Consider the following 13,884-nt stretch of genomic DNA (forward strand, 5'->3'; position numbering starts at 1 on the left):
CTCAGGCCTGGTTCCACTGCACGTCGTGGTATCACGGCGGTATCATGACGGCATGGCCATGACGCTTCGACTGACCGACGAGCAGGAGTCCGCGCTGACCGCGCTCGCGGAGGCGCAGGGGATCAGCAAGCAGGAGGCGACGGTGCGCGCCATCCTCGAGGCAGCGGATCGACGTGTGCACCGCGAGGACGTCGCCGCGCTGTCCGCCCGTGGGCGGGAGCGGTACGCGGCTCTGCTCGATCGTCTCGCTCAGTAGATCGGTGCGCGACGCGCGACGGGTCCGGTACCTGCGACTCGAGGACCTGCTGGCGCTGGCCGACGATCTCGGGGTGCCGCACGTCCGCGATCTCGGACTCCTCGACTCGGCCGCCCATCGGCCGCAGTCCTCACTCTTCGGCCGGGAGGCGTATCCGGACATTCCTCAGAAGGCCGCGGTACTGCTCGAGTCGCTCGTGCGGAACCACCCGCTCGTCGACGGGAACAAGCGGCTCGGCTGGATGTCCGTCGTCGTCTTCCTCGGTCTCAACGGACTCGAACTCGACGCCCCAGAGGACGACGCGTACGACCTCGTCATCGGCGTCGCCACCGGTTCCGTCGAGGTGGCGGAGACGGCCGGCCTGCTCGAATCGTGGACGCGGGCCGTCGAGTAGCTCGTGTCCCGATCGGGTCAGTTCAGGACGTCGCCGATGATCCAGCTGGAGAGGCCGACCAGCGTGCAGACGCCGACGACGACCCAGGCGACGGTGCGGCGGGTGGACCGGGCCACGGCCTCCGAGGTGCGCGGGGTCGGCCGCAGCGGCGCGACGTAGGCGGGCGGGGCTTCCGTGGCGCCGGGGACCAGGCGGGGGAGGGTCGCCGGGCGGCCGTCGACCCAGTCCGCGGGCAGTTCGGCGGCGCGGGCGGCCTGCAGCGTCAGCTCGGCCTTCAGCGGCGAGCCCTGGAAGGAGCAGTAGGCGACGGCGGTGAGGCCGAGGCCGGCGAGGTGGCGGAGGGTGGGCGCGAACTGCTCGGACGTCGCCGTGGTCAGCTCGCCCACGCGGTCGCCGTCGAGGCGGATCTCCACGAGGCCGCCGACAGGGTGGAGCGTCACGAGGAGGAGCCCGCGGCCGCCCTCGGGGACCACGCCGGCCAGACGGACGAAGTGCTCGTCCTCGCGCTGCACCTGCAGGGCGCGGCCCCAGGGGAGGATCGAGTAGCGCTCCTGGGGCGGAGCGTTGAGCGGGATCAGCAGCTCGGGGGCGACGAGCGCGACCGTGACGGAGGCGCGCAGTCCCGCCTCCGTCCGCTCGGCGCGGAGCCGGGCGGTGGTGGTGGGGGCGGCGCGACTCGCGACCACGCGGGAGAGCCCGGGAAGCGCGGGGGCGCGGCGGTAGGCGTCGGGGAGGTAGCCGATCACGCGTCCGCCGGCGCGGACCGAGACGGCGGGGGTGCCGGTGGGGTGGTCGGGCTCGGGCACGAGGACGACGTCGAGGATCTGGTCGGAGATCTCGCCGACGCGCAGCGGGCGGCCGACGACGGCGGCGATCTCCTCGATCCGCTCCGCCTCGTCGACGGCGTCGACCGTGGGGGTGCCGGCGGAGTGGGGGAGGCGGTACTCGACGTGCTCGGGGGCGGTGTCCGGCAGCCTGCGCTTCTCCTGCTCGTCCGGGTCGCCGGGCGCCGAGTCCTCCGCGGAGCGGCGGGCGTCGGTCCAGGCGGTGCCGTCCCACCAGCGCATCGACCCCGGGTGGGCGTCATCGCGGTACCAGCCCGCAGGTGCGGCGCGTTCCTCGTCCACCGGGTCCCCGTTCTCTCGGCCCGTCGAGTCTACGAGGGGGCGTGCGGCGGACGGCGGCGGCGGCGCGACTCCGCAGAAGTCGCGGTAGTCGCAGCCGACTACCGCAACTTTTGGGGAGTGGAGCGAGGCCGAGAGGCAGAGACGCCTCCGAGTCCGCGGGAGTCGCGGCTCTCGCGCTCGACCACCGCGACTTCTGAGGAGTGGGGCGAGGCGGCGACGTGCCGGGTGACGCGGTGGCGGCCGGTGCGCTCAGAGGGCCGGGTTCTCGTCCGCCGGGTCCTCCGTCGCGAAGGCGACGAGCTGGGCCGGGGCGCCGGCGCAGTCGCGGAGGACCGGGGCGGAGTCGAGGGCGCCGGCGAGCAGTCCGCTCACGTGCCGGGCGTGGCCCGGGTTGATCGGCGCGGGGTCCTCGAGGACCTCCACCAGTCGGTGGAGCACGGCGCAGGTGTCCGGTCGCGACATGCGATCCACCGTATTGACGGCCCTTGCGTCCCGGTAGAGGCGATTCGCGCCAGACCCCCCGTCTACGCTTCGAACATGACTCGATTCGAAGACTCCGTCGTCCTCGTCCTCGGTGCCTCCGGCGGGCTCGGGCGGCTGATCGTGGACGAGCTGGAGCAGCGCGGCGCGACCGTGGTCCGCTCCGGGCGCCGCGCCGCCGACCTCGGCGACTCGCCGCTCGTCGCCGATCTCCTCGGCGAGGACGCCCCGCAGCGCCTGGTGGACGAGGTCCTGCGCCGCCACGGGCGCCTCGACGGCGTCGTCGTCGCGGCCGGCGTCGTCGCCTTCGGCCCCTCGGCCGAGCTCGATCCGGCGGTGCTCGAGGAGCTCGTCGACGTGAACGCCCTGGCGCCGATCCGTGTGCTCACGGCGTCGTTCGCCGCCCTGTCCGCCTCCGGGAATCGGCCTTTCGCGGTCACGATCAGCGGGGTGGTCGCCGAGGCGCCGACCGCCGGTCTCGCGGCGTACTCCGCGTCCAAGGCGGCCTTGTACTCGTTCGTCCGGGCATCGGCACGGGAGTACCGGAAGGCGGGCGTCCTCCTGCTCGACGCGCGGCCCGGCCACACGGAGACCGCGCTGTCGCAGCACCCGCTGGCGGGCACGGCTCCGCGCTTCGGCGCGGGGCACTCGCCGGAGTCGGTCGCGGCGCGCATTGTCCGCGCCGTCGAGGACGGCGAGACGGACCTGCCGCCGGCGGCCTTCGACGCCTGACGAGTCCGGGAGCAGAAGCGGTCGCTCGTCCCTCCACAGCCGCGGGATCGCTCGGCCCTCCCCAGATGTCGATATCCGGCGCCGGAGCGGGCGCGGCGCTCGCCACCATCGACGCATGGGAATCCGTTATTACGCTTACGCCTTCGATGCCGATCTGACCGAGCGCGCGCTCGCCGACCCGCGGAGTGTGATCGGCGAGACCGCACTGGCGGGCGCCTGGGGGATGCCGCACGGCGCCGCGATCGAGGCCGCCGACCTGCCGCAGCCGGTGCCGGAGGACGACATGCTGTTCCTCGACCGGGCGTGGTCCGGGCTGCAGGCGCTGACCGCTCCGCGCTCGCCGGGGCAGTCGCCGCGGCCGGCGCACCGGATGCTGGAGGGCCGGGTCTCGCTGCGGGGGATGTGCTGGGACCCGTGGACGCGCGCCGTTCTCCCGGGCGAGGTCCCCGAGATCGCCGACGATCTCCTCGCGCTCCGGCAGGAGCTCGAGGAGGGCCTGTCGCAGCACCCCGAGGGGGAGCAGCTCGGGCAGTACCTGGACCGCGCCGTGGAGTTCGCGTCCCGGATCGCGCGGTCGGGTCGCGGCTTCGTCTACCTGATCGGCTAGCGCGTGCCTCTCCCGGATCGGTCGGCGCGTGCGTCGAGGCTCAGGCCGTCGCGAAGCGCTGGGCCGAGCGCTCGCGGGCCTTCGCCGCCTCGACCTCGCGGTCCTTCGGCGGCGCGGTGGTCACCAGGTCCTCGAGGAGGTGGCCCGTGATGTGGGCGATCTCCGCCACGGCGCGGTCGAACGCCTCCTGATTCGCCTTCGACGGGCGGGTGGCGCCACTGATCTTGCGGACGTACTGGAGGGCGGCGGCGTGCACCTCCTCGTCGGAGGCGGCGGGCTCGAAGTTGTGGAGCGTGTGGATGTTCCGGCACATGCGACGAGGGTACGTCCGGCTGCGCGCGGGCGCGAGAGGGCGGACACCCGCCGTTCACCCCGGCGTCGCTCGGGGCCCCTAGCGTCGCTCCGTGCCCTCCGTCTCCGATCGCTCCCTCAGCCCCGACGCCGTCCTCGACGCCGCTCCCGGTGCCGCTCCCGATGCCGCTCCCCACGGTGCCCTCGTGCCGACGCCCGAGCTGCTCCGCTCGCTCACGCCCGAGGACGCCCGCGACCTCGTCGTGCTCGACGAGGACGACGACGATCCGGTGCTGCTGCGCCGCGACGGCACGCAGATCGACACCTGGCGCGAGGGCTACCCCTACGACGAGCGGATGTCGCGCGAGGAGTACGAGGCCGGCAAGCGGCTGCTGCAGATCGAGCTGCTCAAGCTCCAGAACTGGATCAAGAAGCACGGTCGGCGCTTGGTCGTCGTCTTCGAGGGGCGCGACGCCGCGGGCAAGGGCGGCACCATCAAGCGCTTCACCGAGCACCTCAACCCGCGCGGCGCCCGGGTCGTCGCGCTCGAGAAGCCGACCGAGCGGGAGGGCACGCAGTGGTACTTCCAGCGGTACGTCTCGCACCTGCCCGCAGCGGGCGAGATCGTGCTGTTCGACCGCTCCTGGTACAACCGGGCGGGGGTCGAGCGCGTGATGGGCTTCTGCACGCCGGATCAGTACGACGAGTTCGTCCGGCAGACGCCGCTGTTCGAGAGCATGCTCGTCGGCGAGGGCATCGACCTGGTCAAGCTCTGGTTCTCGGTCTCGGCCGAGGAGCAGCGCACCCGGTTCACCATCCGGATGATCGACCCGGTGCGGCAGTGGAAGCTCTCGCCGATGGACCTCGCCTCGCTGGACAAGTGGGACGACTACACCGCGGCCAAGGAGGCGATGATGGCGGCGACCGACACCGCCGACGCGCCGTGGACCATCGTCAAGAGCAACGACAAGAAGCGCGCCCGGCTCGAGGCGATGCGCTACGTGCTGAGCCTGTACGACTACGACGGCCGGGACGACGAGGTCGTGTCGCCGCTCGGACCCGATCCCCTGATCGTCGGCTCGGCGGCGGACGTCTACGAGCGCGGCGAGCACGCGGCGACAGCGCGGGCCGCCGAGTAGCGCCGGACCGGGGGAACGGGATCATGGGGGACACGACCGTGGGGGACGGGATGAGGAACGACGACGGCGTGCGCGACCTGCCGGGGGTGCACCTGCGCTGGCTCGCGCTCGACGAGCAGCGCCTCGACGCCGAGCGGCTGCTGCCGCTGCTCGGCACGGCGGAGCGGGAGCGCTACCGCGCGACGGGGTCGGCGGCGGTGGCGGAGCGCTTCGTCTTCGGCCGCGTCCTGCTGCGCATGCTCGCGGGCGAGCTCCTGGGGCTGTCCGCCTCGATGGTCCGGGTCACCGCCCGCTGCTCCCGCTGCGGTGGTCCGCACGGGCGCCCCTGGATTGAGGGCGCCGAGCACCTCTCCGTCAGCATCGCGCACTGCCCGGGCGCGGTCGTCGTCGCGGCCAGCAGCGCAGGCGTCGTCGGGGTCGACGTCGAGCCGGTCGCGGGTCCGCCCGAGCGCGGCGTCGCGATCACGCGGATCGCCGGCGCTCCCTTCGCGACGGGCGGGTACCGCGCCGCCGATCCGATCCTGCACTGGACCCGCATAGAGGCCGCACTGAAGGCCGACGGCCGCGGGCTGGACGTCGACCCACGGCGCGTCCGGATCCACGAGTCGCGCTTCACCGCGGAGGCTCGCATCGACACCTCGCGCTTTCGGCTCGCCGAGCCGCACCTCGACCCGTCGCTCCGGGTCAGCGTCGCGCTGGGCGACTCCGTCGGAGGTGCCGGTCCGATCATCGGCTGGCGCCGCGAGCACGGCGACGCGCTCGAGGACTCGCTGGTCTCAGCGGGCGGGCGGTAGCGGCGGCAGCCGCACGTCGACGAGCCAGGCGTCGAGCAGCGACTCGACCGCCGAGGCCGCCGTGCCGCCCGCGATCGCCGAGCCGCCGGCGACCTCGGTGCAGAGCGCACGGAAGTCGTCCTCGCTCGCGGTGGCGGACGCGTGCCGCGCGGTCCAGGTGCGCAGGAGCCGGAAGAACGCCTCGTCGCCGAGCCGGAGCCGCAGCGCGTGCAGCGTCAGCGCGCCCCGCTTGTAGACGCGGTCGTCGAAGAGGTCCACCGGTCCCGGGTCGCCCAGCACGAGGTCCTGGCGCTGGAACCGCAGGAGTGCGTGGTGCCGGCGGGCCTGGGCGTCGGCGCTGATTCCGCCAGACTCCTCCGACCACAGCCACTCGGCGTAGCAGGCGAAGCCCTCGTTCAGCCAGATGTGCCGCCAGCGGGCGAGGCCGACGCTGTTGCCGAACCACTGGTGCGCGAGCTCGTGGGCGATCAGGCGCTCCGAGCCACCGCGGCCGTCGACGTGGTTCGCGCCGAACACGGCCATGCCCTGCGCCTCGAGCGGGATCTCCAGCTCGTCCGCGGTGACCACGACGGTGTACTGGCGGAACGGGTACGGGCCGAAGACCCGGGAGAAGAACGCGAGCATGGCGCTGAGCGGTGCGAAGTCGCGGGCGACGCGCGCGGCCAGCGCGGCCGGGCGCGCGAGCGTGACGGCCACTCCGGAGAGCAGGCGGTCCTCGAGCACGTAGCGGCCGATCTGCACCGACGCGAGGTAGCTCGCGGTCGGCTCGAGCTGCTCGTAGAGCCAGGTGCGGCGGCCCGAGCGCTCGCTCGTCTCGAGCAGGACGCCGTTCGCGAGGACGGAGTAGCCCTCCTCCGCGCTCACCCGCATCCGGTAGGTCGCCTTGTCGGCGACGTCGTCGTTGCAGGGGTACCAGGTCGACGCGCCGGAGGGCTGCGAGGCGACGAGCACGCCGTCGGTCAGCTCCTCCCAGCCGAGCTCGCCCCAGTGGCTGGCGCGCGGTCCGGGGTGCCCGCCGTACTCGATCTCGACGACGGCGCTCGCGCCGGCCTCGAGCGGCTCGGCGGGGGTGATCCGGAGCTTGTGCGCCGCCTGGTCGCTGCGCGCCTTGCGTCCGGCGACCCGCACCCGCGTCGCCCGGAGGCGGCTGAGATCGAGCGAGAACCGGCGCAGCGGCTGCAGCGCGACGATCCGCAGGGTCGCCCGGCCGGCGAGCCGGTTGCTCGAGACCCGGTAGTCCAGGTCGAGATCGTAGGACTCGACGCGGTAGCCGGTGTTGCCGATGCCGGGGAGGTATGGGTCGCCCGCCGTCTCCAGTCCGGTCTGCGCGTCGCTCACGCGACGGGCGCGTGGTAGTCGCCGACACGGACCTCGCGCCACGGGCCGATCGGGTTGCCGCTCCAGCGGCTGCCCGCGGGCACGAGCTCACCGCGCATGACGAGCGAGGCGGGGCCGACCGTGCCGTGCGCGGCGATGGTCGCGGCGGGGAGGATCACGCTGTGCGGGCCGAGGGTCGCGCCGGCGTCGAGACTCACGAGATCCATGCTCATGATTCGATCATGGAACAGGTGGGTCTGCACGACGCAGCCCCGGTTCACGGTCGCTCCGTCGCCCAGATCGACCAGATCGGCCTCCGGGAGCCAGTAGCTGTCGCACCAGACTCCGCGGCCGATCCGCGCGCCGAGGCTCCGCAGCCACCAGACGAGGGCGGGCGTTCCGGCCGCGGCGTGCGCGAACCACGGCGCCGCCACCATTTCGGTGAAGGTGTCGGCCAGCTCGCTGCGCCAGACGAAGGAGGACCACAGCGGGTGCTCGCTCCGGCGCACGCGCTGGATCAGGAGCCACTTCGCCGCGGTCGAGACACCTGCGGCGACCGCACCGGCGGCGAGCAGGACGACGCCGCCGACGACCGCCGTCGCCGGTGCCCCGATCACCGGTATCAGCGCCAGCAGGGCCGCGACGACGCCGAGGCCGATCGCCATCGAGACGACGACCGGCACGAAGCGCAGCAGCTCCCAGACGATCCGGGCGGCGCGAAGGCGCGCGGCCGGCCGGAACGTGCGCGCCGACTCCGCCTCGACCACGGTGCGCCGCAGCCGCACCGGCGGCGAGCCCAGCCAGGACGAGCCCGCCTTCGACTTCCGCGGGGCGGAGGAGAGCACCGCGACCAGCCCGCCGGCCGGCACCGTGTGGCCGGGCGCCGCCATTCCGGAGTTGCCGAGGAACGCGCGCTCGCCGATCTCCGCGCGGGCCAGCCGCATCCAGCCGCCGCCGAGGGCGTAGGAGGCGACGAGGGTGTCGTCGGCGAGGAAGGCGCCGTCGCGGATGGTCGTCATCGCGGGCAGCAGCAGCACGGTCGAGGCCTCGACGTCGCGGCCGACCTTCGCGCCGAGCAGCCGCAGCCAGACCGGCGTGAAGAGGCCGGAGTAGAGCGGGAAGAGGAGCGCGCGCGCGTGGTCGAGCAGGCGCTCCGTGGACCAGACCTGCCAGCCGATCCGGCCGCGGACAGGATGCGTGCCGGCCTCGACGCCGCGGCCGAGCAGGCGCACGAGCACGACGACCAGCCCCGCCAGCACGACGCCGGTGACGGCGACCGCGGGGACGAGGGCGGCGACGGCGCGGGGGAGAGCCTCCGCGAGATCCGCTGCGCCCTGCACGGCGAGGGCGAGGACGCCGAGTCCCGCCGCGAAGGAGACGACCGGCACGGCGGCCAGGCCGACTGCCGAGACGGCGTAGGCCCAGACCCACGGCGTCGCACGCGGCGGGCGCTCGGCGGGGAAGCCCGCGCTCGCCTTGCCGAGGCGCTGCGCGGGCGAGCCGCCCCAGCGCTGGCCGGCCGGCACCCGGCCGAAGACCGCGGAGCCGGGCTCGATCTGCGCGTTCTTGCCGATGCGGGTGCCGGGCAGGAGGGTGCTGCGGGCGCCGACCGTGCTGCCGGCGCCGACGCGGACCGCGCCGACCCGCAGGACGTCGCCGTCGATCCAGTAGCCGGAGAGGTCCACCTCCGGCTCGATGGCGGCGCCGCGGCCGAGAGTCAGCATCCCGGTGAGCGGCGGGAGCGAGTGCAGGTCGACGTCGTCGGCGATCCGGGCGCCGAGCGCGCGGGCGTAGTGCGCGACCCAGGGTGCTCCGGCGAGGCTGACGGCACCGAGCTGGTGGGCGATCCGCTCGGCGAGCCACAGCCTCAGGTGCACCCCGCCGCCGCGCGGGTGGTCGCCGGCGCGCACGCCGCGCAGCAGTGCGCGGGCGGCGAGGACGGTGAGGCCCATCCGGCCGAACGGAGTGCAGAAGAGGGCGAACGCGACGACGAGCCCGGGCAGCGGCACGGTGGGCAGCCAGCCGAAGCCGGGCAGCAGGTCGAGCAGGGCGCAGACCGTGAGCACGGCCGTCGTCCAGCGGGCGCCGCTCAGCACCAGGAGCGGCGCGCCCAGGAGGGTCTGCAGCACCTGCATCCGGCGCGGGACCGGGGCGATCCGGTGACTCGAGACCTCGCCGGCGCCGGTCGCGCGACTCGCGATCTCGGCCGACATCGCCGCGAGCCGAGGGTGCGCGTAGACGTCGGCGACGGTGAACTCGGGGTCCTGCTCGCGGATGCGGGCGACGAGCTGGGCGGCGGCGAGCGACCCGCCGCCGAGGTCGAAGAAGTTCGCCCTCTCATCGACCGGGACGCCGAGGACCTCCCGCCAGAGTCCGGCGAGCCAGGCGGTCCCGGCGTCGAGCCCGGGGTCGGCCGCGGTGCTCTCGGGCAGCGGCCAGGGCAGCGCGGCCCGGTCGACCTTGCCCGACACGCGCGTCGGCAGCTCGTCGACCACCGCGAGCAGCGGGACCAGGGCGGCCGGCAGCTCCTCGCGCAGCCGCGTCAGCGCCGCGTCGCGGTCGAGCTCACGGCCGCCGGCGAGGGCGAGGTAGCCGACGAGCACCTGGATCCCCGCGCCGGTGGTGCGGACGGCGGCCGCGGCGCCGGAGACTCCTGGCAGGCCCTGCAGCGCCGCCTCGACCTCGCCGAGCTCGATCCGCCGGCCGCCGAGCTTGACCTGGTCGTCGGCGCGGCCCTGGAAGACCAGCCCGGCGCTCTCGAAGCGCACGAGGTCGCCGGAGCGGTAGGCGCGCTCCCAGCCCAGCGTCGGCGCGGGGGCGTACTTCTCGGCGTCCTTCACCGGGTCGAGGTAGCGGGCCAGGCCGACGCCGCCGATGATCAGCTCGCCGACCTCGCCCTCGCCGACGCGGCGGCCCTCGGGATCGACGACGGCGAGCCGCCAGCCGTCCAGCGGCAGGCCGATCCGCACCGGGCCGGGCCCGCCGAGGGGAGCGGCGCAGGCGACGACGGTCGCCTCGGTGGGGCCGTAGGTGTTCCAGACCTCGCGGCCGTCGACGGCCAGGCGCTGGCCGAGCTCGGGCGGGCAGGCCTCGCCGCCGAAGATGAGCAGGCGGACGTTCTCGAGCGACTCGGCGGGCCAGAGCGCGGCGAGGGTGGGCACGGTCGAGACGACGGTGATGCCGTGCGTCGTCAGCCAGGGGCCGAGGTCCATCCCGCTGCGCACGAGCGAGCGCGGCGCAGGCACGAGGCAGGCGCCGTGCCGCCAGGCCAGCCACATCTCCTCGCAGGAGGCGTCGAAGGCGACCGAGAGGCCCGCGAGCACCCGGTCGCCGGGCCCGAGGGGCTCGGCCTGGAGGAAGACGCGCGCCTCGGCGTCGACGAAGGCCGCGGCCGAGCGGTGGCTGACGGCCACGCCCTTCGGTGTGCCGGTCGAGCCCGAGGTGAAGATGATCCAGGCGTCGTCCTCGAGGATCGGCGGCTGCAGCAGCGGGATCGAGGCGGTGCTGGGGTGCGGTGCCGACCCGGTGAACAGTCGCGCCGGCTCCGCGTCGGCGCGCTCGAAGCGTCCGGAGCCGGTGATGACACCGCGGACGGCGGCCTCGCCGAAGACGAGTCGCGCCCGCTCCTCGGGGTCGTCGGCGTCGACCGGGACGTAGGCGGCGCCGGCGGCCAGGATGCTGAGGATCGCGAGGTAGAGCTCGCGAGAGCCGCTCGCCATCCGCACGCCCACCCGGTCGCCGCGACGCACCCCGGCGGCGGTCAGCTCGGCGGCGGCGGAGACGACGCGGGCGAGGAGCTCGCGGTAGCTGAGGGCGCCGGCGGGATCCTCGAGTGCGGAGGCGTCGGGGTGGCGCTCGGCGGTGTCGCGGAGCACGTCGATCAGGGTCCGCGGTGCCGGGGCGAGGGCGCCGGCGTCGAGGAGGTCCTGGGGATGCGCGTCCGTGCTCACGAGTGCTCTCCGTTCCGGCCGCGCGTCCGGGAGCGGATCGGCCGGGGCGCCACGGTAGGGGCACCCGGTGTCGCGGAGGTGAACAGCCGGTGCCCCGCGCGGACGCGGAGCACCGACGGTCGGCCTAGTGCGCGACCATCGGCCGCGGGCCGTCCGTCTCGGCGGGGCGCTTCACGAAGAAGGCGGCGACGATCGCGGCGGTCGCGATCGAGGCTCCCCAGACGAACGCGGAGTGGATGCCGCCCGCCGTGGCGACGACCTCGTCGACGCCCTCGCGGGCGAGCGCGGCCGACTGCACCGAGAGAACCGTGACGAACAGCGCCGTGCCGGCTGCGCCGCCGAGCTGCTGGACCGTGCCGATGATCGCGCTGCCGTGCGAGTACAGCGCGGGGCGCACCGAGCCGAGGCCCGCGGTGAACAGCGGAGTGAAGACCAGCGCGAGGCCGAGGCTCAGCACCACGTGCAGGGAGAGGATGAACCAGGAGACCGAGTTCTCGTCGAGCGTCGTGTAGCCCCAGAGCGCACCGGCCACGATGATCGAGCCGGGCACCAGCAGCACCCGCGGGCCGAAGCGGTCGTAGCCGCGGCCGACGAACGGCGCGAGCAGACCCATCAGCAGCCCGCCCGGCAGCAGCAGCAGACCGGTCTCGAGCGGGGTGAGGCCGAGCACGTTCTGCGTGTAGAGCGGGAGCAGGATCAGCGTGCCGAAGAGCGCCGACATGCTCACCGCCATCATCACGATGACCACGGTGAAGTTGCCCGAGGAGAAGGTACGGAGGTCCAGCAGGGCGCGGTCGGTCTTCTGCAGCAGCAGCTGGCGGACGATGAAGGCGGCGAGCGCGACACCTGCGACGACGAAGGGCACCCAGGGAGCGACGATCGCCTCGCCGCCCTCGCCGAGGCTGCTCAGGCCGTAGACCAGGCCGCCGAAGCCGAAGACCGAGAGGACGACGGAGAGCGAGTCGATCGGGATCTTGCGCGGCTCGGTGACGTTCTCGACCTTGCGGAGGCCCAGGATCAGGGCGCCGACGGCGATCGGCAGCACGATCCAGAACATCCAGCGCCAGCTGAGGAAGTTGAGGATGACGCCCGAGATCGTCGGCCCGACGGCGGGTGCGACCGAGATGACGATGGAGATGTTGCCCATCATCCGGCCGCGGATCGCCGGCGGCACGAGGGTCATCACGGTGGTCATCAGCAGCGGCATCATGATCGCCGTGCCGCCGGCCTGCACGACGCGCGCCGCCAGCAGGACCTCGAAGGTCGGCGCGAGCGCGGCGCTGAGCGTGCCGAGGCTGAAGAGGGTCATCGCGGCGGCGAAGAGCGTGCGGGTGTGCAGCCGCTGGATCAGGTAGCCGGTGATCGGGATGACGACCGCCATCGTCAGCATGAACGCCGTGGACAGCCACTGGCCCACGTGAGCTTCGACACCGAAGTCGCGCATGAGGTCGGGCAGCGCCACGCTCATGATCGTCTCGTTGAGGATGACGACGAAGGCCGAGACCAGCAGGAGGCTGATCACCAGGCGGCTGCGCGGATCGAGGGCCGTCGAGGGCGTGTCGGTCGCGGGGGCGGGCCGCGTCTCGGGAAGGGTGCGCTCGGTCACTGGTGCGTCTCCGGTCGTGAAGGGGATCGTCGTGAGGGGGCGCATCGCCAGGGTGACGTCGATGCGATGGGCGGTACGAGACTCAGAACACTGCCAGGCGCCTCCGACATTCCCGATCGGCCGACATCCGTCGCGCATCCGGCGTGTCGGCCGCGAGGCGAGTGGTGGCGCGACGGCGCACCGCCGCCGCGACTGCATGCTGGTCGAGCAGCCCGCAGGGGCCTGCTGCGACTGCATGCTGGTCGAGGTGCCCTGCAGGGGCATGTCGCGACTGCATGCTGGTCGAGTAGCCCCGAAGGGGCGTATCGAGACCCACCGTCCCCAGCAGGGCAGGTCGTCAGTCGTCTCGTCTGCCGTCGGTGGATCTCGATACGCCCGCTCTGCGGGCTACTCGATCAGCATGACGCCCGCGCGATCGTCACTCGACGGGAACCGGGTCCCCGATCAGGCACCGACCGGTGGCGAGCGGTGCGACGACCGCCCCGAGGTACCTCGGGTCGCCGTCCTCGCCCGAGGCCTTGTGCCGGTACTGACCCAGGAGGCAGGAGTCGCCGACCCTCACCGCGACGAAGACCGCATCGGCCCTCTTGCCGGCGGTCGTGATGTCGGCCGTGACCTCGAGACCGGCCCGGTCCACGCCACCGGCGATCAGCGCCCGCGTCAGATCCGCGCCGCTCGGGTCGCCGACCGACGCGACCGTCGCGCTGTTGATCGCGTCGAACGCCTCGAGATCGAGAGGCACGGCCTGACCGGGTCCGTCGACGCTCGGGACGGCGCTCGGAGCGGGCGACGGTGGTGCGGATCCGTCGATCGGCGGCAGTCCGAGTGCGCAGCCGCTGAGGACGGCGGTCACGACCGCGAGGACGGTCGCCGCCCTGGCGCCGGACCGGGAGGGCGACGGCGTCGGCTCGCGAATCACCATCTGCACACCGACCGCTCGTCCTTCTGCAGGATCGTCGTCGTCCTGGTCCGTAGAGGACCCTAGGCACGATCGACAGCCAGAGCCTTCCCGGCGCAAGAACTCGAGGGCATCGGCGCGCGACGTCTGGTCAGTGGATCGGGCCGCACTCACATGCTGGTCGAGCAGCCCCGCAGTGGCGTCACGAGACCTGCCCCGTCGGTACGTGAGCGCTGAGGGCCCTGCTCCTGACGGTGGTGGATCTCGATACGCCCGCTGCGCGCGCTACTCGA

General features: G+C 73.7%; 13 protein-coding genes. 6 read left to right on the plus strand and 7 right to left on the minus strand.

All coding sequences use genetic code 11. The features are described from left to right. Positions 1–52 precede the first annotated feature (52 nt). Together EDF22_RS04765 and EDF22_RS04770 are read left to right on the plus strand one after the other, a co-directional pair. Positions 53–256 carry a CopG family transcriptional regulator gene (locus EDF22_RS04765; RefSeq protein ID WP_123702777.1) on the plus strand — a complete coding sequence of 68 codons (204 nt, stop codon included), beginning with the start codon at positions 53–55 and terminating at the stop codon, positions 254–256. Positions 257–260: 4 nt separating this feature from the next. Next, positions 261–650 carry a type II toxin-antitoxin system death-on-curing family toxin gene (locus EDF22_RS04770; RefSeq protein ID WP_123702779.1) on the plus strand — a complete coding sequence of 130 codons (390 nt, stop codon included), beginning with the start codon at positions 261–263 and terminating at the stop codon, positions 648–650. Positions 651–667: 17 nt separating this feature from the next. Here EDF22_RS04770 and EDF22_RS21055 read toward each other — a convergent pair whose 3' ends face one another. After that, on the minus strand, positions 668–1,777 hold the full coding sequence (locus EDF22_RS21055; RefSeq protein ID WP_221180886.1) for a DUF2510 domain-containing protein: 1,110 nt from the start codon (positions 1,775–1,777) through the stop codon (positions 668–670). A 249-nt stretch (positions 1,778–2,026) separates the two neighbouring features. After that, the gene (locus EDF22_RS20725; protein WP_123731979.1) at positions 2,027–2,239 is read right to left on the minus strand and encodes a hypothetical protein; all 213 of its coding nucleotides are present in this window, start codon (positions 2,237–2,239) and stop codon (positions 2,027–2,029) included. 75 nt (positions 2,240–2,314) lie between these two features. On the opposite strand from EDF22_RS20725, the gene EDF22_RS04780 reads away from it, so the two are divergent. Continuing rightward, complete coding sequence (locus EDF22_RS04780; RefSeq protein ID WP_123702781.1) at positions 2,315–2,989, plus strand: SDR family oxidoreductase; 675 nt, start codon at positions 2,315–2,317, stop codon at positions 2,987–2,989. A gap of 115 nt (positions 2,990–3,104) precedes the next feature. Next, entirely contained in the window at positions 3,105–3,596 is a 492-nt protein-coding gene (locus EDF22_RS04785) for a DUF1877 domain-containing protein (protein WP_123702783.1), read from the plus strand. 40 nt (positions 3,597–3,636) lie between these two features. On the opposite strand, the gene EDF22_RS04790 is transcribed toward EDF22_RS04785, so the two are convergent. Beyond that, a complete protein-coding gene (locus EDF22_RS04790) occupies positions 3,637–3,909 on the minus strand; it encodes a DUF2277 domain-containing protein (protein ID WP_123702785.1) in 273 nt (90 codons plus the stop codon). A gap of 91 nt (positions 3,910–4,000) precedes the next feature. Between EDF22_RS04790 and ppk2 the strand changes: the two genes are divergently transcribed. Further along, positions 4,001–5,026, plus strand: a complete 1,026-nt coding sequence (gene ppk2, locus EDF22_RS04795) for a polyphosphate kinase 2 (protein WP_397460133.1) — start codon at positions 4,001–4,003, stop codon at positions 5,024–5,026. A 50-nt stretch (positions 5,027–5,076) separates the two neighbouring features. Further along, the gene (locus tag EDF22_RS04800; RefSeq protein WP_123702787.1) at positions 5,077–5,820 is read left to right on the plus strand and encodes a 4'-phosphopantetheinyl transferase superfamily protein; all 744 of its coding nucleotides are present in this window, start codon (positions 5,077–5,079) and stop codon (positions 5,818–5,820) included. On the opposite strand, the gene EDF22_RS04805 is transcribed toward EDF22_RS04800, so the two are convergent. From EDF22_RS04805 to EDF22_RS04820, 4 genes are all read right to left on the minus strand, one after another. Continuing rightward, a complete protein-coding gene (locus EDF22_RS04805) occupies positions 5,803–7,158 on the minus strand; it encodes a M1 family metallopeptidase (protein WP_260303291.1) in 1,356 nt (451 codons plus the stop codon). The two genes, EDF22_RS04800 and EDF22_RS04805, sit on opposite strands and share 18 nt — an antisense overlap. Next, complete coding sequence (locus EDF22_RS04810) at positions 7,155–11,087, minus strand: Pls/PosA family non-ribosomal peptide synthetase (RefSeq protein WP_123702789.1); 3,933 nt, start codon at positions 11,085–11,087, stop codon at positions 7,155–7,157. Before EDF22_RS04810 ends, EDF22_RS04805 begins: the two co-directional genes overlap by 4 nt. A 124-nt stretch (positions 11,088–11,211) precedes the next feature. Continuing rightward, positions 11,212–12,738, minus strand: coding sequence for a DHA2 family efflux MFS transporter permease subunit (locus EDF22_RS04815; RefSeq protein WP_123702791.1), 1,527 nt, complete (start codon positions 12,736–12,738; stop codon positions 11,212–11,214). Positions 12,739–13,111: 373 nt separating this feature from the next. Then, on the minus strand, positions 13,112–13,615 hold the full coding sequence (locus EDF22_RS04820) for a DUF6993 domain-containing protein (RefSeq protein ID WP_148059110.1): 504 nt from the start codon (positions 13,613–13,615) through the stop codon (positions 13,112–13,114). Between the last annotated feature and the right edge of the window lie 269 nt (positions 13,616–13,884).

This window comes from Rathayibacter sp. PhB127 (assembly GCF_003751665.1).
GTDB classification, from domain to species: domain Bacteria; phylum Actinomycetota; class Actinomycetes; order Actinomycetales; family Microbacteriaceae; genus Rathayibacter; species Rathayibacter festucae.

Excerpts from the sequence above, each read along its gene's own strand:
- EDF22_RS04765 (WP_123702777.1), top strand. The coding sequence starts at position 53 with ATGGCCATGACGCTTCGACTGACCGACGAGCAGGAGTCCGCGCTGACC.
- EDF22_RS20725 (WP_123731979.1), bottom strand. The coding sequence starts at position 2,239 with ATGTCGCGACCGGACACCTGCGCCGTGCTCCACCGACTGGTGGAGGTC.
- EDF22_RS04780 (WP_123702781.1), top strand. The coding sequence starts at position 2,315 with ATGACTCGATTCGAAGACTCCGTCGTCCTCGTCCTCGGTGCCTCCGGC.
- EDF22_RS04785 (WP_123702783.1), top strand. The coding sequence starts at position 3,105 with ATGGGAATCCGTTATTACGCTTACGCCTTCGATGCCGATCTGACCGAG.
- EDF22_RS04790 (WP_123702785.1), bottom strand. The coding sequence starts at position 3,909 with ATGTGCCGGAACATCCACACGCTCCACAACTTCGAGCCCGCCGCCTCC.
- EDF22_RS04800 (WP_123702787.1), top strand. The coding sequence starts at position 5,077 with ATGAGGAACGACGACGGCGTGCGCGACCTGCCGGGGGTGCACCTGCGC.
- EDF22_RS04815 (WP_123702791.1), bottom strand. The coding sequence starts at position 12,738 with ATGCGCCCCCTCACGACGATCCCCTTCACGACCGGAGACGCACCAGTG.
- EDF22_RS04820 (WP_148059110.1), bottom strand. The coding sequence starts at position 13,615 with ATGGTGATTCGCGAGCCGACGCCGTCGCCCTCCCGGTCCGGCGCCAGG.